A 16917-nucleotide genomic window follows, 5' to 3' on the forward strand; every position below is an offset into this window, starting at 1 on the left:
CGCCATGCGACGCTTCTTCTATTTCCTGGCCTCCCTGGCCATCCTCGTGCTGCTGGCCGCCGTGGCCATCGTGGCGCTCAACCTGCGCGGCGAGGACACGCTGCCCGACATCGCGGCAACGCCCGTCACCCCGACCGCGGCGCAGATCGAGCGCGGCCGCTACCTGGCGCTGGCGGGCAACTGCGCCGGCTGCCACACGACGCGCGGCGGCGCCGCGTACGCGGGTGGCGTCGGCATCGAGACGCCCTTCGGCACCGTGTTCTCGGGCAATCTCACGCCGGATCCGAAGGCCGGCATCGGCAGCTGGAGCCCGGCGCACTTCTGGCGCGCCATGCACAACGGCCGCTCGAAGGACGGGCGGCTGCTCTACCCGGCCTTTCCGTACCCGAGCTTCACGCGCGTGACGCGCGAGGATTCGGACGCGATCTTCGCCTACCTGCAGAGCATTCCGCCGGCACCGGCGCCCAACCTTGCGCACAAGCTGCGCTTCCCCTACGACACCCAGGCCGCGTTGGCGGTCTGGCGCGCGCTGTCGTTCGCGCCGGGCACCTTCGTCCCCGAGCCGGCCAAGCCGGCCGAATGGAACCGCGGCGCCTACCTGGTCGAGGGCCTCGGCCACTGCATCGCCTGCCACGGCACGCGCAACGTGCTCGGCGCCACCGAAGAGAAACTCGGCCTGTCGGGCGGGCTGATCCCGGTCGAGAACTGGTATGCGCCCTCGCTGACCTCGCGGCGGGAAGCCGGCGTCGCCGACTGGGACCCGCACGACATCGTGGCGCTGCTGAAGACCGGCCACTCGCCGCGCGGCTCGGTCATGGGCCCAATGGCCGACGTGGTGTTCCGCAGCACCCAGTTCCTGGACCCGGCCGACCTGCACGCCATGGCGCTGTACCTGAAGGCGCTGCCGGAAGCGGACCCGCCGCCGGCCACACCGGCCGCGCCGTCCGTGCGCCGCGACGCCCGCGTGATGGAACGCGGCGCGAAGATCTACGACCAGCGTTGCGCCTACTGCCACGGCGACGTGGGCCAGGGCGCCCAGGACGCCTATCCCGCGCTCGCCGGCAACCGGGCCGTGCTGATGGATTCCACGGCCAACCTGATCCAGATCGTGCGCCACGGCGGCTTCCTGCCCGCCACCGCAGGCAATCCGCGTCCCTACGGCATGCCGCCTTTCAATCAGGTGCTCGACGACAGCGACGTCGCGGCCGTGCTGACCTTCGTGCGCGCCTCCTGGGGCAACGACGCGCCGGCGCTCTCGGCGCGCGACATGATGCGCCGGTGACGCGGCGCCTTCAGAACGAGCCGGGAGGCGGATTCGCGAAGCGGCGCAAGCGACCGATGGGCGCCATGATCCGGGACAGGGAAGCAAGCCCCGCGCCGATCGCCCTGCCGATCGGCGCCTTGATCCCGTCCGAAACGGCGGACTCGCCCGGGTAGGCCGGCGACAGCCCGCAACTGCGCAACACGCGGTTGAGCTGGTGCACGCGCGCCGCCTTGCGCGTGGCCGAGGTATAGAAGGTCACTCCGATCGAGATCGCGACGCCGTCGCCCGGCTTGGTCCAGTCGGGATCCGAGCGCGTCATGTGCGGCGACGTGCTCGGGAAGTAGATGCCGTCCCCCGCCTGGGTGTCGAACTGGTGGCTGCGCGACCTGAACTCTTCCTTGAGCCGGACGTTTCGCAGCGAACCGCTGACGATGAAGTCCTCCACCTCGGGCGCCGGCACCACGACCCGGTCGGTCGCTTCCCAGACGTTCATGACCTTGCAACCGCGCAACTGCAGCCAGAAGTTGTTCTCGCGGTCGATATGGAACGGCGTCACCGACGGCGGGGCGGAAATGAAGATGAAGCCGGTCACCAGGAAGATGCCCGGCTGCTCGCGCTCGACGATCTCGCGCATGGGGTCCAGGATGCCGTCGAGCAGGGCCTGGTAGCGCGGAACGGCTTCGACATCGTAGAGCGCGATCCACGAACCCGGCTCCTCGATGCGCCTGAAGACGTCCTCGATGCCGCGCCCGTCGGGGTGCTCGCTGGCGTGCGCGAAGGCAGATGCCTGCGTCACGCCCTGCCTGACGAAGCGGCACTGCTTCAAGGGCATCAACTCCTTGGCCAACGCCTCGAGTTCAGGCAGCTGAAACAGCGGATGCCGGTGGTAGTTGTGGTGGAACCTGCCCACCTTGCGGGTCGTGAAGCCGGCAGGGTCGTCCACCCATATGCGGCAGTCGGTGGTCGTGGACATCATCTGTTCGATCTCGCTCGCACCCATGGCAGGCATCTCCTTACCCAGCGCAGCATAAACCATGTAACAACAAATTACTAACTTTCGACCGAGGTATGGCGAACGGACGGCGCGCACGGAACGCGCTTGACCCTCCCATGATGGGAAGGTTGATACTTCCTCCATTCCTCGTTCATCGAGGTTCGAAAGACAGGAGCAATCAATGAACAACAGCCTGGCGATATCGCCTGGCGCAGCCGGCTTCCAGGAGTTTTCGCTGCCGATCGAAGGAATGACTTGCGCGTCCTGCGTCGCCCGCGTCGAGCGTTCCCTGGCGACCGTGCCCGGCGTGACGGAAGCCAGCGTCAACCTCGCAACCGAAGCGGCCAACGTGCGCGCCGACGGCTCCGTCGCGCTCGGCGCCCTGCGTCGCGCGGTCGAGAAGGCCGGCTACAGCGTCGGCGAGGAAGAAGCCCCATCGTCCGCGGGCCCCGCCGCTTCCGAAGCAGCAGCGGCCAGGCCCGACCGCCGCCACGACGCCTGGCCCGTGATCGCGGCTGCGCTCCTCTCCACGCCCCTGGTGCTGCCGATGCTCGGACTGATGTTCGGCAAGGCGTGGATGCTCGACGGCTGGGTGCAGCTCGCGCTGGCCACGCCGGTGCAGTTCTGGCTGGGCGCGCGCTTCTACCGTTCGGGATGGAAGGCCCTGAAGGCCCGCGCCGGCAACATGGACCTGCTCGTGGCGCTCGGGACGACGGCCGCCTATGGACTCAGCGTGTACCTGCTGCTCGCGCACGCTGCCCATGGCATGCCGCACCTCTATTTCGAAGCCTCGGCGGTGGTCATCACGCTGGTGCTGCTGGGCAAGTGGCTGGAGACGCGGGCCAAGCGCCAGACCACCGAGGCGATCCGCGCACTCCATGCGCTGCGGCCCGACCGGGCCCGCGTGCGCCGCGACGGCATCGACCAGGACCTGCCGCTGGCGCAAGTCCGGATCGACGACCTGGTCGTGATCCGGCCGGGCGAGCGCGTGCCGGTCGACGCCCTGGTGATCGAGGGCATGAGCGAGGTCGACGAATCGCTCATCACCGGCGAGAGCCTGCCGGTCGCCAAACAGGCGGCCGACGTGGTGACCGGCGGCTCGGTCAACGGCGAAGGCCTGCTGCTGGTCCGCACCACCGCGGTCGGCGCCGAATCGACGCTCGCGCGCATCGTGCGGCTGGTGGAATCGGCGCAGGCGAAGAAAGCGCCGATCCAGCGCCTGGTCGACCGCGTGAGCAGCGTGTTCGTGCCGGTGGTGATCGGCATCGCGCTGCTGACCTTCCTGGGCTGGGGCCTCGGCACCGGCCAATGGGAAACCGCGATCCTCAACGCGGTCGCGGTGCTCGTGATCGCCTGCCCTTGCGCACTGGGGCTGGCGACGCCGACCGCGATCATGGCCGGCACCGGCGTCGCCGCCCGGCATGGCGTGCTGATCAAGGACGCCGAGGCGCTCGAGGTGGCGCACGGCGTCGGGATCGTCGCCTTCGACAAGACCGGAACGCTGACCGAGGGCCGCCCCGAACTGGTGGCCTGCGAGGCGGTCGACGGCGATGCGCAGGTCCTGCTGCGCGCCAGCGCCACCCTGCAGGCGGGCAGCGAGCATCCGCTCGCCCGCGCGGTGCTGAACGCCGCGCGCCAGGCCGGCGTCGCGATCGGCCAGGCCAGCGAGGTGCGGGCGGTGGCGGGACGCGGCGTGTCGGCCATCGTCGACGGCCGCGCGCTGCGCCTGGGCAGCAGCCGCTTCATGCGCGAGCTGTCGGTGCCGCTGGGCGGGCTCGGCGAGCGTGCCCAGCAACTGGAGTCCGAAGGGCGCACGGTCTCGTGGCTGGCCGACCTGAGCGCCCGCCCCACCCTGGTCGGCCTGCTCGCGTTCGGCGACCAGCCCAAGCCCAGCGCCGCGGCGGCCATCGAGCGGCTGCATGCGCAGGGCATCCGCACCGCGCTGGTCTCGGGCGACAACCGCGGCAGCGCCGAGGCGGTGGCCCGCCTGCTGAAGATCGACACGGTCCGGGCCGAAGTGCTGCCCGAGGACAAGGCGGCGATCATCGGGCAGCTGAAGGCGCGCGGCGTCCGCGTCGCGATGGTGGGCGACGGCATCAACGATGCRCCGGCRYTGGCTGCGGCCGATRTCGGCATCGCGATGTCCACCGGCACCGACGTCGCCATGCATGCGGCCGGGATCACGCTGATGCGCGGCGACCCGGCCCTGGTCAGCGACGCGATCGACATCTCGCGCCGCACCTACGCCAAGATCCGCCAGAACCTGTTCTGGGCCTTCGCCTACAACGTGGTCGGGATTCCGCTGGCGGCCTTCGGGCTGCTGAGCCCGGTGATCGCCGGCGCAGCGATGGCCTTCAGCAGCGTGAGCGTGGTGAGCAATGCACTGCTGCTGCGGCGCTGGAAAGGACAGGCACGATGAACGCATCACACGGCACGGAGATGGATCGATGAGCACGGAACCCTTCAACATCGGCCAGGCCGCGGCCCTCTCGGGCGTCTCGGCCAAGATGGTGCGCCACTACGAATCGCTGGGCCTGCTGCCGGAGGTCGCGCGCACCGACGCGGGCTACCGGCAATACACCGAGAGCAACGTCCACACGCTGCGCTTCATCCGGCGCGCGCGCGACCTTGGGTTCAGCATGGCCGAGATCGCGGAACTGCTGAAGCTGTGGCAGAACAAGGGCCGCGCCAGCGCGGACGTCAAGCGCATCGCGCTCACGCACGCGGCCGACCTGCACCGCCGGATCGAGGAGATGAGCGCGATGAAGCGGACGCTGGAGCGGCTGGCCGACTGCTGCCACGGCGACCACCGGCCTGATTGCCCCATCCTCGAAGAGCTCGCGGAGTGAGGCTCGCCGCAAGGGCGAGCGACGGTCATCGATTCTCTAAACGATTCAGATCCAGGATGCCGGCCTGGATCGGCTGGTCGCGGCGATAGCGCTCGACCAGCGCATCGCTCACGGCCCAGAAGCCGGGGTCGGTGCGGCGCACCGCGAAGCGTTCGGAGAAGGCTGCGTAGTCCGCCTCGGACTTCAGCTTCCGAATGGCGTCGGCCATGGCCGGCAGCTGCTCCGGGCTGATCCGGTAGAAGGCATTGGGATAGGCGCCGATCACGCCGGGCACGAGGGTCAGCGTGTTCTCGTCGGGCCGCAGTTCGCGGCGCTCGTCCAGCAGGTGCGAGACGCTCGCATGCGCGGTGTCGCGCAGCAGGCTGAAGGTGGCCGGCGCGGCACCCGGCGCCTGCACCACCAGCGCGGCATCCTCGGGCAGCCATTGCAGCGATGCGCCGCGCACGGCACCGAGTTCACGCAGCGGCGCCTGCAATGCGGGCGCCGCGCGGTTCAGCTCGAACTCCGAGGGCAACACCCGCGCCAGCCGGGTCTTCATCATCTGCAGCAGTTCGAGCCGGGCGTCGCCGGTGCGGTAGCGGATGCCGCTGTCGACCGAGAGCGTGGTGGACGGCCCGCCGTACACCTGCTCGCGCGTGGCCTGGCTGTCGGCGCGGTACCAGAGGTCGCGCGTCGCGATGCGCTGCGCCTTGGGCAGCAGCGTGAGGAAGTTGAACTCGCCCTCCATCCGCAGGAAGTCCATGTAGAGGCGCGAATTGAGCTGGTGGCCGACGTTGCCGAAGACGTCGTAGTCGGCCACCAGCAGGTAGTGGATGCGCTCGAGCAGCGTATAGCTGATGACCCAGGCGGTCTTGGGCGCGTCGCCGACCATGCCCTTGACCACGCTGGCGCTGTCGAAGTGCCTGAAGATGGTCAGCGCGGCGTTGTCGTTGCGGCCGTCGCCGTCCCACATCAGGCGCAGGTCGAGGTTCTCCGGCCCGCCCAGGCTCTGGGCGAGATGCTCCGACTTGGCACGCAGGTATTCGTTCTCGAGCCGTGCGTATTCGAGCCACGGCGTGACCACCGCCTCGTTGCTGCTGCCGGTGGGCAGGCGCAGCAGGTTGGCATCGCGGGCCAGCAGGTCGGCCTGCGCCTGGTCGTTGCGCTGCGAAGGTGCGAGGAAGACCACCCAGAAACGGTCCTCGATGACATCGAGCGCCATCTGGCCGCGGCACACCGGGCCCTTGATGAAGCCCATGATCGTGAACTCGGCTTCGTCGAGCATGAAGCGGTAGCGCGCGTTCACCGGCAGCGCCGCGAAGGTGGCGAAGGGATTGGCCGCGGTCTCGGCGCTGTAGCCCGGCAGGCGATCGACCGCATAGGGCACATCGAGGAACAGCGCGCGCCAGCGGGCCATGCGCCCGGCGCCCAGCGCGTAGGGCATGTGGGTCTTGGCGACGATGGTCTCGCGCTCGGGCACGATGCGGTAGTAGACGCGCTCGACGCCGGGATCGTCGACCGGCCGCCGGCTGGCGATCAGTTGCACCGGCTGGCCCGGCGGCGTGGCCGAGCGCACCAGCTTGAAGTACCGGCGCTCCGGGTCGTCGTCGAAGTAGAGGTGGGCAAGGAACAGGTGCTCGTAGGCATAGCGGCTGAAGAGCCGCTCTTTCAGCGAATCGCCGTTGAGGAAGCGCTCCCACAGCGCGATGCGCTGCAGCGCCAGCGGCGTCGGTGCCGGCGGGCCCTCGTAGGGCGCGCCGCGCTCGATCCAGCGGGTCAGCACGCCCAGCTCGGACGGGCTCAGGCCCGGCAGTCCGAAGGGCATGCCACCGAGCGGCATCTTGCGCTCGTAGTCGTCGATCTCGGCGCCGGCCGGGCACATCGCCTCGCGGCCGACCGAGAAATCGAGCCCTCCCCCGACGATGCCGCGGGTCGGCAGCGGGTGCTTCTCCTTCTGCATCAGCAGCCGGTGCATCAGTCCGGCGGCGCGGTTGGCCTCGGGCGTGGGCGCATGCTCGTTGAGCACCGGGAAGAAGCCTCTCTCGCGCCATTGCGAGGGCTGCTCGGCATCGACGAAGAGCCGCGTCGGCGTCGCCGCGAGCAGCCGCGAGGCGTCATAGACCGGTGTCTTGCTGGCGCCGCGCGCCAGTCCTTCCCAGGCCGTGGCCTTGAGCTGGCAGGGCGCGTCGTAGCAGGCATGGCAGACCACGCAGCGCCGATCGAGGATCGGCTGGATGGTCTGGGCGTAGGACTCGCCCGCAGGCGGTGCCAGCGGGTGGTCGAAGCGCTTCGGGTCGGCCGGCCCGTAGAGTTCATCGAAGCGGTGGAGGGCCACCGTCGTGCATGCGGCGACCAGGAGGATCAGGATCAGGGATGCGACACGACGCATGCGGGTGCTCTCGACTTAGGCTGTGGATCGAGAAATGTACCCGGGGAGGGGCAGCGACCACACGAAGTGAGGGAGCGTGGGGGCTCAGGCCGGCGCCGGGCCGCCGGCGCGGCGAAGTCCGCGCTTYGCGCTGACGGGCGGCCTGCTGACTCCCCCTTGGGGGGCAGCGACCACACGAAGTGAGGGAGCGTGGGGGCAACTAAACGCAGCGGGCGGCAATCCATTGCCGCCACTGCGCCGCCGCGACGCTGCGCGCGGCGACATCGGCGCCGTTCGGGTCGTAGGCGCCGAGCGAGCGCCACACGCTGGCCCAGTCGGCCACGCCCGGCAGCGTCGGCACCACGGCCTGCAGCACCGCGAAGGCGCGCTGCCGGGTCAGCGGCAGCGGCGCGTCCAGCAGCGGCGCGATCACCGGCAGCGCATCGACGCCACGTGCGGTCAGCACGTGGGTGGCGAGTGTGTGCGGCGCACGCAGCAGGTCGGGATGGTCATCGAAGGTCCGGGCGAGCGCGTCCAGCGAATCGGGCGCGCCGATCGCCGCCAGCGCCTGGGCGGCGCGCCCACGCACCAGCGGGTCGCTGTCGGCGACCGCGGCACGCAGGGCGTCGGTGGCCGCCGGATCGGCAATCTCCGCCAACCCCTGCGCCGCTTTTTCGCGCACGCCGGCGTCGCCGTGGTGGAGTGCGCGCAGCAGCACCGGCGTCGATGCCCGGCCGGCCACCACCAGCGTGGCGAGCGCGCGCCCGCGGTCGGTGGCATCGGCCGCATCGAGCCCGCCGAGATCGCCTCGCGCCATGCTCATGGTCCCCTCGACACCGGCGCCGACCGCTCCGATGCATGTTCCAGCGAATCCGCTTCGCGCCCCACCCCGCGTGGCAGGAAGCGCGGCACGCCGGCGCGTGGCGTCCCGGGCTGTCGTTCCATCGCATGTCTCATCGCATGGCTCCTTGCTCGGCATCATCCCCCTGCATTCGCGTCAGGACAACGTGCCGATGGGCCGCGCTTCATGGCGCGCCCGCGCCGAGGCCGATGGAGTGGCCTGGCTCAAACGGCGAGCGCCTTCCGGTTCCACGGCATCTTCAGGAGAACCCGCGCCATTCCGCAAAAGCCCGAGGCGCCTGCGAACACCAGGCCTGCGCCGACGAAACCGGACAGCAGATGGAACCAGGGCGAAACGGTCGCGCCCAGCACCGCCCCGGCCACGATCAGGGAGCCCGCGGCGATCTGCACCTGCCGCGCCAGCTCCAGCGGCTGCGATGCGTCGCAGACGACCGGAAGGCCGGCTTTCTTCCAGCCGTCGAGCCCGCCTTCGAGCACGTAGGCATCGCCCGGCGCGCAGGCACCGAGCGCCACCGCATTGATCCGGGTCCGGTTGCCCGAACGGCAGTAGGCGGCAGCTCGCGCACGCTGTACCACTCAATCCGCCGCCTGCTGGCCCTGCCGCCGCAGACGCGGCTCTTCATGTGCCATTGACTACAAGGCGCCGGGGCGCGACGACTACCGCTGGGAGACCACGGTGCAGGCGCAGCGCGCGCACAGCGTCCACGTCCACGACGGGATCGCCGAGGATGACTTCGTCGCCATGCGGCAGCAGCGCGATGCGACCCTGCCGGCGTCGACGCTGCTGCTGCCGTCGATCCAGCTGAACATCCGCGCCGGCCGCCTGCCCGAGGCAGAATCCAACGGCGTGCGCTACCTCAAGATCCCGCTGCAGATCGCGGGCCCGAACGACACGGAATGAAAGGCAGACACGGATGACACGACAGCTCCCGATCGCGAAGCGAAGCGCCTGCGTCCTTCTTGCCGCGCTGGCGGCCAGCCTGCATGCCGAACCCGCGCACTGGCGCGGCGACTTCGTCTATTTCGCCGATGCCGCCTTGTTCACCGACAGCGCGAGCGGCAAGCGCTGGCCGGTGGCAATGACCGCGGACGCCGTCGCGCTGCAGCGCAGCTACCTCGCGTGGCGCAAGGAACCCGCCGCACCGCTGCTGGTCAACTTCGACGGCCGGCTCGAAGTCCGCGAGTCGATGGAAGGGCCGCCGCGCGAGCATCTGGTGATCGAGAGATTCCGTTCGGTCGAGCCGGGGAACACGTGCGCGACGGTGGCGGCGGTCAAGGGCAAGTGACCCGACTGCACGGCCGGTGACGCGGACGACGGGCACCTGACCCCGGACGCCGAGGGAACACGCCATGCAGCACCCCCTCGGCGCGCGCCAGCCGGCTCCGGCGCCGGGCCGCCCCAAGGCGGCCTGCGGCCCCTAGTTGACGACCACCGTGAGCGTCGTCCCGGCCGGCACGCGGACGGTCTCCGCGTAGGTGCCCGACACGTTGGGACGCGCCACCGGGAAGCTGCCCAGCTTGTGCAGCAGGTCCGGCACCGCCTGCGGCAGCGCCCGGCTGCTGCGGCCCAGGCTCGACGGGTCGATCGCCGGCAGGCTGAAGCCGCCTTCGCTGCGCGCCGGCATGCTGTACTCGGCGATGCCCGCGCCGAGGGGAATGACGCCGGCCGCGGTCGCCGAGAAGCGGCGCAGTTCCTCGCCCACGCCGGAGCCCGGCCGTTTCGACTTGATGGCAGCGTCCAGCATCGCGATCGAGTCCTCGCTGCCCGTGCTGTTCAGCAGCGCCTTGTAGAAATCGAGGCCGAACTGGCGATTCAGGAAGCCGCCGAACGAGCCGGTCAGCGCGTAGCTCTCGCAGCTGGCGCCCATCGGCGTCCACTCGGACAGCGTGCAGTTGTAGCTGCCGGATCCGTTGTAGGCCAGGTAGTACGGGAAGCGCGAATCGCGGATGGCGTTGTGGCTGGCATCGATGCTGAAGCTCGCCCAGTCCTCCATCATCAGCGCCGACATCTCCTCGAGCCAGACGTCGAAGGTGTATTTCGACCCCATCTTCACGCCGCGGCGGTAGAAGTTCTGCATGTGCATGCCTTCGTGCGCCATCGTGGTTGCAATCTGCTTCACACCGGTCTCGCCATCCAGGTAGAGCGATTCGGAATCGAGATAGAGGCTCAGCGACTCATTGGTGTAGGCCAGGTCGCCTGCGCCTTTCTTGAAGTTGTTCAGGCCCCAGAAGTAGCCGATGAGTCCATACGGCTTGCCGTTGGAGTCGAAATTGACGAAGTAGATGTCGATGGGTTGGCCGCTTCCCGACACCATCTCGCTGAAGGCGTGCCCGCCCCAGAGCGGGCCGCCGGTGCGCACCAGCATGTCGTAGATGCCGCCGGGGGCGGCGAACTTGTCTTCCATGCGCTGGGCGAGTTCGGCCGTGATGCGCGACGGGCTCAGTTCGCTGGCCTCGACCCACAGGTTGATCGGCGTACCGTCGCTCGCGGCGCGCTGGACGGCCAGCTTCACGGTGCGCTGCGAGCGGTCGTGGAGGTAGATGCTGCGCTGATCGTTGACGGCATAGGCGGCCGACGGCGCCATCGACTTGGAGACCTGGGACGGAGTCTTCGACGCCGGGCCCAGCAGCTCACCGAAGCCCGCGCGGTTGAACTCGCCGATCGCCAGCTTCTGCGCTTCGATGCTGTCGCTGGCGTTGTCGCCCTGCACCATCGCCTTGCTCGGCGCGATGCTGCGTTCGGCGTTGGAACGCAGCACCATCCCGGCCAGCGTCTGGTTCTGCGCGCTCTCGTTCGTCAACACCAGCGTCACGGTCTGGCCGGCGAGACCGGAGATCGACAGCGGGATGTCGGTGGGGGCCTGGGACTTGTTGATGCCCTGCCAGACGCCGGTACCCGAACCCGAGTAGGTGCTGACGTCGACTGCGCTGCACGACGTGCAGGAGCTCGTGATCGCAACACCGTCCGCCGCTTTCACCTCCGCGGGCGGCGGCGCCGCGGCGGCGGGCGCCGCGATGACGCCGCCACCGCCACCGCCGCCACCACCTCCTCCGCCACCGCAGGCCGCGAGCGACACGGCGACCGCCACCATGGCGGCCGCGCCCCGAAACAATTCCACTCGTGACCTGCAGCGCATCTTTCTCTTCCTCGTTCGACCGTTGGGCGGCGTGGAATCGAAGGCCGGCTCCACGCTGCACAGCCCGGAGGAATGCGCGACAGATCGGCATTCGGAAACTCGGGTTGCCAATGCTTATCGGCCGATGCGGAGAAATATTCAGGGCGCGGTTCGGTCGCCGGCGACACGGCGCGACGCAGCGCACGCGTATGCCGCGCCACCGACGCTGCGCAAGGCCCGAGCGGAAACAGGAAAGCCGTCGCAAGTCCCGGACCCGCAACGGCTTTTCGTGTTCACGGTGGCGCGTCCGCCGCGCCTGCGCCGCCTAGAGCCGCATGAACTCCGAGATCCTTTGCCCGACGATGCGGGCCCGGCTGCGCGGTGCCGCCGCAGCCCGGCGATAGTCGGCCAGCGACTCGAGCGCCTGGGCGACCGTGTCCGCGCGATCCTCGTCGTCCCCTGCCCGGCTGCGCCAGTTCTTGGCGACCTCGCTCAACTCGTCGACGCTCAAGGGCTCCGGCGGGTCATTGACGGTTCGCGCCGGCCGCGGCGCCTGGACCGTCCGGCCTGCCTGCGGGCCGCCCGAGGGCAAGCTGGCTCGAAGAACGCCCAGCAGCCCTTTGGTGGACCACTGCAGTTGGGGTGAGCGGGTGGAGTGCATGTAAGGCATTATGACTAATAACACTTTTGGTTACAAGCCGTCCAAATGGACTAGGGCCCGCTCACCCTATTCCGGGGGGTCGCAAAGGCCTGCCGCAACCGGGAATCGAAGTCTCTGGTATAGTCTGCCCTCCCCGAAATGCCTTGGCCTCTTTCGGTTGCCTGCGCAGGCAAGCCGCATCTCACGCCGGCGCGTCGAAGCCACCACGACGAGAAAAACGACAGGTGACTTCCGCAAGTGAACATTTGCCGTAACGTGGGTCGCGTAAGTGCCCACGGCCACATTCCCGAAAGCCCGCCCCGAGCGGGCTTTTTCATTCCCACGCCTCGCGCAACGACACGACGACGAGCCCCTCTTCGCCGGCAAATCCCCAACTCGTTTGAATTCAAATGATTTTGATAAAATCAAGATCATGGAACACACCTCTTCCGAACTGCATCACCGCATCGGCATCCGCCTGGTCGGTCTCGCCCGGCGATGGCGCCAGGCGCTGGATGCCCGCCTTTCGTCCGCCGGACTGAGCGACGCCACCTGGGCACCCCTGGTCCATCTGCACGAGCTCGGCGACGGTATCTCGCAGAGCGAACTGGCCGCGGCGGTCGGGCTCGACGGCTCCAGCCTGGTCCGCTTGCTCGACATCCTGGTCGAACAGGACTTGATCGAGCGGCGCCCCCACGCGGTCGACCGCCGCGTCAAGCTGGTGCACCTGACGGCGGACGGACGCCGGACCGTGGCCTCCATTCGCAAACGACTGAGAGCCATCGAAAGCGAATTGCTGGCCGACGTCGAGGATGGGGATGCGCAAGCCATGCTGCGCGCCTTCGAGAAGATCGAAGCCCGGATCGCCGCAGCGGGCTGAAGGACACCCATGACCACCCGCCGCGCGTCCATCCGCCATCTGCTGGCAGCCGCCCGCATCCGCGAGAGTTTCACCCTCGCGACCCCGCCCTCGCTGCGCAACGCCGCAGTGGCCGGCATGCAGACGTCCCTGGCGGTGTTGATCGCCGTGACTGCGACCCACCTGTCGCCCTGGGCGCAGCTCGAAGGCTTTCCCGCGCTGGGCGCCCTGGCCGCGCTCTTCGGCCGCTTCGCACCGGGCCGACGGCGCCTGGCGATCGTCGCCACGTCGGGCGTGCTGCTCACCGCATCGGTCGGACTGCTTTCGCTGGTCGCGCAGGCAGGCGCCGCGCCCGCGACGATGCTGCTGTGCCTGGCGGTGCTGGCGGGGATCCTGAGCGCACTGGTGGGCCGATGGCGGATCGGCGCCCCCGGGGCCGTCATCTTCGTCTTCGCGGCCTGCGCCGCGGTCGGGCCCGCAGAGAGCTGGCGCACCGTGGCCGAACGCACGATCTTCACGGCGGCCGGCGCGGCCATCGCCTGGCTGGTCTGCCGCCTGACGGACCGGCTGCGCGCACAGGCATCGGCGCCCGTCGTCGAGCTGCGTGAAGCGGCCCCGCCGACGGGGCCTCAGCTGATCGCAGCCGCGCGCATCGCGTGCTGCGCGGCCATCGCGGCGCTGCTGGCCCTTGCCGCCGGCTGGTCCCATCCGGCCTGGGCGGCGATCGGCGCGACGGCGGTGCTGCAAGGCAGCCACCTGCACGTCACGATGCATCGCGCCGTGCAGCGCACGATCGGCACCCTCGTCGGTTCGGGCATCGCCTGGGTCATCCTGGCGAACCATCCGTCCTTCTGGCTGGTGCTGCTGGCGGTGGTCGTGCTGCAGTTCATCACCGAACTGGTGATCGGCTTCAACTATGTCTTCGGCCTGGTCTGCGTCACGCCGATGGCCCTGCTCATGACCTCTCTCGCGGCGCCTTCGGCCGCCGTCGGCATGCCCCTCACGCGCGTGCTCGACACGGCGCTGGGCGCACTGATCGGCGTTGCGTTCGCGGTGGTGTTTTCAACGCTGGACGACCGGGCCCACCTGGCGGCGCATCATGCCAGGACGCGGCCCGGCTAGCAGGCCCTTGCGAGCCTCTGGCGGGGCGTCTGCGCGCTCCCTAAGCGGTGAATGATTGATTTCCCCGCAGAGCCGCCCCATCAAGAATCCAAGACGCTCTGCACCGCCTCCACGGCGAACTCCCATGGCAGGCGGTCGGCAGCCAGTAGCTTCCAGATACGCCCCTCCCGCAGCGCGAGCAGGGCTTCGGACGCGCGGGTGATTCTCACGATTCGAAAGTCATGCAGGTCGGCTCCAGATCAAGCGCTCATGCCGCGGACGAAACAGCGTCAGATCGACGGCTTCATCATCAGGCGCATCGATGTCGACGGGTACGCGGCGAGCATATCTTCAATCTGAATTCGTTCAACTCGTCACCTGCAGGCGCCCTTCCCCTGCATTTCCCGCTACAGCAGCGGCTCGATGATTCGTCGGGCCTGCAACAGGCAGTCGGCAAACGAGCGCCGGAACCCAATGGCGTCGATGGCATCGAATTCCGCCTCCGCCAGTTCGGACCTCTCATGCAGGCGCATCAGAAACGTCGCACCATGCCTGCTCAAAAATCGCGCAACGGCTTGAATTGCATCGGGCTCCGCGTCAGCCACCGCGCACAAGTCGTAAAGGTCACGGGCCTTTGCGTGATAACCGCGGTACCACATCTTCTTCGCGATGATTTCGGCGCAGGTCTCGATCTTGATTTCATGTCCAGCGTACGAGACCACATCGAAGGGCCGGTCGGTCAATGGCGTACCCACCACGATGTCGATTTCACCCGACGGCAGGTATAGCTTGATGAACTCCGAGTTCTCTTCGTAGTCCGTGCTGATCTGCTCTGCGACCTCGCTGAGGCGGGGATTGAGATAGCCGAGATACTGGGGATCGTTCACGAACAGGTCGATGTCCTTGCTCTGTCGATGGCCGATCCTGAGCATCAACACCGTGCCGCCGCCGAAGGTCCACCACGGATGATGAAAGTGGCTCTCCAGGTGGTCCATCAGAGTGAGTGCGTGGGGGAAGAGTTCCATCCACACGCCGGGCCTGCTCATGTCAGGCAGCGGTCTCATTGCCAAAGCTCGCGGCTGCTCTTGAGATCGTGGGCCAGTTCGCGCATGTGCTTCCAAACCTGCGCACGATCCACCCGCTCCTCCCTATGCAGTTGCTCCACCACGGAAGCCAGCAAGGCGACGGGTGCCTCGTCGAGCAAGGCATGCATGTGGGGAAGCAAACCCTTCGGCACCGAGCCGGTGATCAAGGCATCACGCAACTTGGGCGGGCTTAGGGGTACCTTGTAGCTGACGCTGGCAGTCCGCGCGGCGATGTCCAACGCGTGACTCTTTCCGCCTTCAGCCTGGTTGCTTCGCGAGCGCGGGGCCGTGATCGTCACGGACAATCCGAGTGCTTCAAGCAGCTTGGCGGCCCTCGTCATGCTCAAGTCCTTGATGGTTCCCTTTTCCACCTGGTTGACAGTCGCGCGCGATAGGCCACTGAGCCTGGCCAGGGTCATTTGGGTCAACCCCATGTCAGAGCGGCGGACACGCACGGCAGCGCCGAGTTCGAAGATCGCAGACATGGTCTGAGCCTAGCCATCGCCGTCAATGATGTCAAATATATTTGACTTTCAGACGGGTGCAGCGAGACAAGATCGAACGCCCGCTCACGGCGTGATGGCCACCTTGAGCACCCCGTCGCGCTGGTTGGCGAACAGTTCGTAGGCCGCCTCGATGTCGTCGAGCTTGAAGCGATGCGTGACCAACGGCTTCAGGTCCACGCGCCCCGAACCGACGACGTCCATCAACCGGCGCATGCGCTCCTTGCCGCCGGGGCACAGCGTGCTGACGATCTTCAGATCGCCGAGGCCGGCGGAGAAGGCGCYGAGCGGAATCCGCAGATCGCTCGAATACACGCCAAGGCTGGACAGCGTGCCGCCCGGTCGCAGCACGCGCAGCGACGACTCGAAGGTGCCTTGCGTGCCGAGCGCCTCGATCGCGACATCGACGCCGCGCCCGTCCGTCAACGCCATGATCTGTTCGACCGGATCGCCCTGCTTGAAGTCCACGACGTGGTCGGCGCCGAGGCTGCGGGCCACGTCGAGCCGCGCGCGCACCGTGTCGACGCCGATGATGGTGGTGGCGCCCATCAGCTTCGCACCGGCGACCGCGCACAGGCCGATGGGCCCGAGCGCGAAGACCACGACGGTGTCCCCGATCCTCACCTTGCCGCTTTCGGCGCCCGAGAAGCCCGTCGACATGATGTCCGGGCACATCAGCACCTGTTCGTCCGTGAGGCCATCCGGGATCGGGCTGAGGTTGGCCATGGCGTCCTTGACCAGCACATATTCGGCCTGGCAGCCGTCGATGGTGTTGCCGAACTTCCAGCCGCCCATGGCCTTGAAGCCATGCCGGGTACCCACGCCGTCCTGCGAACCGCAGCCGCACAGGCAGGCGTAGCTGTGGCCGCTGGGCGTGATGGCGCCGGCGATCACGCGCTGGCCCTCCTGGAAGCCGGCGACCGCCGAACCCAGCTTCTCGATCACGCCGACCGGCTCGTGGCCGATGGTCAGGCCGCGCTCGACCGGGTACTCGCCCTTGAGGATGTGAACGTCCGTCCCGCAGATCGTGGTGGTGGTGACGCGGATCAGGGCATCGAGCGGACCGACGTCGGGAATCGGCTTCTCGTCGAGCACGATGCGGCCCTTTTCGACAAAGATGGCGGCTTTCATTTTCTTCATGGCAAGACCCTTTCTTTCAGTCCGTCCATTGGACGCGATGCGCGTGACGCCGGCTTGACCTCGCGCAACAACGACCGAGAAAAACGCCGCCGGCGCCAGGCCCGCGCCGAAGCCTTCAGCCCTTGGACGTCATGTAGCCCATCCACGGCCAGTAGGTG

Annotated in this window: 16 protein-coding genes and 1 pseudogene; 7 read left to right on the forward strand and 10 right to left on the reverse strand. The window is 68.5% G+C overall.

Annotation, left to right across the window (positions count from 1 at the left end; all coding sequences use genetic code 11):
* Positions 1 to 4 precede the first annotated feature (4 nt).
* Complete coding sequence (locus tag AC1D2K_RS02955; RefSeq protein ID WP_478086193.1) at positions 5 to 1282, forward strand: c-type cytochrome; 1278 nt, start codon at positions 5 to 7, stop codon at positions 1280 to 1282.
* Between the two features lie 10 nt (positions 1283 to 1292).
* On the opposite strand, the gene AC1D2K_RS02960 is transcribed toward AC1D2K_RS02955, so the two are convergent.
* A complete protein-coding gene (locus AC1D2K_RS02960; RefSeq protein WP_478086195.1) occupies positions 1293 to 2264 on the reverse strand; it encodes a JmjC domain-containing protein in 972 nt (323 codons plus the stop codon).
* Between the two features lie 175 nt (positions 2265 to 2439).
* Between AC1D2K_RS02960 and AC1D2K_RS02965 the strand changes: the two genes are divergently transcribed.
* Entirely contained in the window at positions 2440 to 4677 is a 2238-nt protein-coding gene (locus AC1D2K_RS02965; RefSeq protein ID WP_478086196.1) for a heavy metal translocating P-type ATPase, read from the forward strand.
* 28 nt (positions 4678 to 4705) lie between these two features.
* Complete coding sequence (gene cueR, locus AC1D2K_RS02970; protein WP_478086197.1) at positions 4706 to 5107, forward strand: Cu(I)-responsive transcriptional regulator; 402 nt, start codon at positions 4706 to 4708, stop codon at positions 5105 to 5107.
* A 25-nt stretch (positions 5108 to 5132) separates the two neighbouring features.
* Here the strand turns inward: cueR and AC1D2K_RS02975 are convergent, their stop codons facing one another.
* From AC1D2K_RS02975 to AC1D2K_RS02985, 3 genes are all read right to left on the reverse strand, one after another.
* Entirely contained in the window at positions 5133 to 7475 is a 2343-nt protein-coding gene (locus tag AC1D2K_RS02975; protein ID WP_478086199.1) for a fatty acid cis/trans isomerase, read from the reverse strand.
* Positions 7476 to 7674: 199 nt separating this feature from the next.
* Positions 7675 to 8277, reverse strand: a complete 603-nt coding sequence (locus tag AC1D2K_RS02980; RefSeq protein WP_478086201.1) for a HEAT repeat domain-containing protein — start codon at positions 8275 to 8277, stop codon at positions 7675 to 7677.
* A 242-nt stretch (positions 8278 to 8519) separates the two neighbouring features.
* Positions 8520 to 8828: a YgaP family membrane protein gene (locus AC1D2K_RS02985; RefSeq protein ID WP_478086215.1), complete on the reverse strand. Its 309-nt coding sequence runs from the start codon at positions 8826 to 8828 to the stop codon at positions 8520 to 8522.
* A 36-nt stretch (positions 8829 to 8864) separates the two neighbouring features.
* Here AC1D2K_RS02985 and AC1D2K_RS02990 point away from each other — a divergent pair.
* Positions 8865 to 9216, forward strand: a pseudogene (locus tag AC1D2K_RS02990) (MBL fold metallo-hydrolase); the annotation flags it as partial.
* Between the two features lie 13 nt (positions 9217 to 9229).
* On the forward strand, positions 9230 to 9601 hold the full coding sequence (locus tag AC1D2K_RS02995; RefSeq protein WP_478086203.1) for a hypothetical protein: 372 nt from the start codon (positions 9230 to 9232) through the stop codon (positions 9599 to 9601).
* A gap of 132 nt (positions 9602 to 9733) precedes the next feature.
* Here the strand turns inward: AC1D2K_RS02995 and AC1D2K_RS03000 are convergent, their stop codons facing one another.
* Together AC1D2K_RS03000 and AC1D2K_RS03005 are read right to left on the reverse strand one after the other, a co-directional pair.
* Positions 9734 to 11434 carry a M30 family zinc metallopeptidase gene (locus AC1D2K_RS03000; RefSeq protein WP_478086204.1) on the reverse strand — a complete coding sequence of 567 codons (1701 nt, stop codon included), beginning with the start codon at positions 11432 to 11434 and terminating at the stop codon, positions 9734 to 9736.
* Between the two features lie 322 nt (positions 11435 to 11756).
* On the reverse strand, positions 11757 to 12092 hold the full coding sequence (locus AC1D2K_RS03005) for a hypothetical protein (protein WP_478086206.1): 336 nt from the start codon (positions 12090 to 12092) through the stop codon (positions 11757 to 11759).
* A gap of 268 nt (positions 12093 to 12360) precedes the next feature.
* On the opposite strand from AC1D2K_RS03005, the gene AC1D2K_RS03010 reads away from it, so the two are divergent.
* Both AC1D2K_RS03010 and AC1D2K_RS03015 read left to right on the forward strand, forming a co-directional pair.
* Positions 12361 to 12951, forward strand: coding sequence for a MarR family winged helix-turn-helix transcriptional regulator (locus tag AC1D2K_RS03010; protein WP_478086207.1), 591 nt, complete (start codon positions 12361 to 12363; stop codon positions 12949 to 12951).
* 9 nt (positions 12952 to 12960) lie between these two features.
* Positions 12961 to 14052, forward strand: a complete 1092-nt coding sequence (locus AC1D2K_RS03015; protein WP_478086209.1) for an FUSC family protein — start codon at positions 12961 to 12963, stop codon at positions 14050 to 14052.
* Positions 14053 to 14132: 80 nt separating this feature from the next.
* Here AC1D2K_RS03015 and AC1D2K_RS03020 read toward each other — a convergent pair whose 3' ends face one another.
* The 4 genes from AC1D2K_RS03020 to AC1D2K_RS03035 form a co-directional block, all read right to left on the reverse strand.
* Complete coding sequence (locus AC1D2K_RS03020) at positions 14133 to 14261, reverse strand: hypothetical protein (protein WP_478086210.1); 129 nt, start codon at positions 14259 to 14261, stop codon at positions 14133 to 14135.
* 177 nt (positions 14262 to 14438) lie between these two features.
* Positions 14439 to 15077 (reverse strand): nucleotidyl transferase AbiEii/AbiGii toxin family protein, encoded by a 639-nt coding sequence (locus tag AC1D2K_RS03025; RefSeq protein WP_478086211.1) that lies wholly within the window; start codon positions 15075 to 15077, stop codon positions 14439 to 14441.
* 14 nt (positions 15078 to 15091) lie between these two features.
* On the reverse strand, positions 15092 to 15601 hold the full coding sequence (locus AC1D2K_RS03030) for a helix-turn-helix transcriptional regulator (protein ID WP_478086213.1): 510 nt from the start codon (positions 15599 to 15601) through the stop codon (positions 15092 to 15094).
* Positions 15602 to 15685: 84 nt separating this feature from the next.
* Positions 15686 to 16759, reverse strand: a complete 1074-nt coding sequence (locus AC1D2K_RS03035) for an NAD(P)-dependent alcohol dehydrogenase (protein ID WP_478086214.1) — start codon at positions 16757 to 16759, stop codon at positions 15686 to 15688.
* Positions 16760 to 16917 lie beyond the last annotated feature (158 nt).

It is taken from the genome of Variovorax sp. P1_H12_2, assembly GCF_056405335.1.

What these genes read in the sequence shown, in the direction of transcription:
- AC1D2K_RS02955 (WP_478086193.1), top strand. Translation starts at nt 5, where the DNA reads ATGCGACGCTTCTTCTATTTCCTGGCCTCCCTGGCCATCCTCGTGCTG.
- AC1D2K_RS02960 (WP_478086195.1), bottom strand. Translation starts at nt 2,264, where the DNA reads ATGGGTGCGAGCGAGATCGAACAGATGATGTCCACGACCACCGACTGC.
- cueR (WP_478086197.1), top strand. Translation starts at nt 4,706, where the DNA reads ATGAGCACGGAACCCTTCAACATCGGCCAGGCCGCGGCCCTCTCGGGC.
- AC1D2K_RS02975 (WP_478086199.1), bottom strand. Translation starts at nt 7,475, where the DNA reads ATGCGTCGTGTCGCATCCCTGATCCTGATCCTCCTGGTCGCCGCATGC.
- AC1D2K_RS02980 (WP_478086201.1), bottom strand. Translation starts at nt 8,277, where the DNA reads ATGAGCATGGCGCGAGGCGATCTCGGCGGGCTCGATGCGGCCGATGCC.
- AC1D2K_RS02995 (WP_478086203.1), top strand. Translation starts at nt 9,230, where the DNA reads ATGACACGACAGCTCCCGATCGCGAAGCGAAGCGCCTGCGTCCTTCTT.
- AC1D2K_RS03005 (WP_478086206.1), bottom strand. Translation starts at nt 12,092, where the DNA reads ATGCACTCCACCCGCTCACCCCAACTGCAGTGGTCCACCAAAGGGCTG.
- AC1D2K_RS03015 (WP_478086209.1), top strand. Translation starts at nt 12,961, where the DNA reads ATGACCACCCGCCGCGCGTCCATCCGCCATCTGCTGGCAGCCGCCCGC.
- AC1D2K_RS03025 (WP_478086211.1), bottom strand. Translation starts at nt 15,077, where the DNA reads ATGAGCAGGCCCGGCGTGTGGATGGAACTCTTCCCCCACGCACTCACT.
- AC1D2K_RS03030 (WP_478086213.1), bottom strand. Translation starts at nt 15,601, where the DNA reads ATGTCTGCGATCTTCGAACTCGGCGCTGCCGTGCGTGTCCGCCGCTCT.